1 pseudogene is annotated in these 378 nt (G+C 85.4%); it reads left to right on the top strand.

The features are described 5' to 3' along the window. Window positions 1-129 precede the first annotated feature (129 nt). Window positions 130-378 (top strand): annotated as a pseudogene (locus tag LCE31_RS33705) (hypothetical protein); the annotation flags it as partial.

Raw genomic sequence — 378 nt, forward strand, 5'->3', positions numbered from 1 at the left:
CGGCCGGGGGCGGCCCCCCCCGCCGGGGGGGGCGGGGGGGGGGCGGCGGGGGGGGGTGGGGGGGGGCGGGGGGGGGGGGCCGGGGCCGGGGGGCCCCCGGGGGGGGCCCCGCCGCCCTCGTACGATCCGGTGGACTCGACCGACGCGGAGAGCGAGAGGTCCGTCTTGTCGGGCGTCGCCGAGTCCACGGCGGGCCGCAGCGCCTCGTCCTCGTACGCGGCGACGGAGCGCGGGAACGCGGCGGCGAGGAACGCCGTCAGGAGTACGAGCAGGCCGAGCGCCGCGGGCAGTCCCGGCGCCGCCCGCAGCCGGGTCCGCACCCAGGGCGCGACGGCGCGCGCCCGGCGGCCGCCCCTGGCGCGGCGCGCGTCGCGCCAG

Source organism: Streptomyces sp. 8L, assembly GCF_020176795.1.
Lineage (GTDB): Bacteria > Actinomycetota > Actinomycetes > Streptomycetales > Streptomycetaceae > Streptomyces.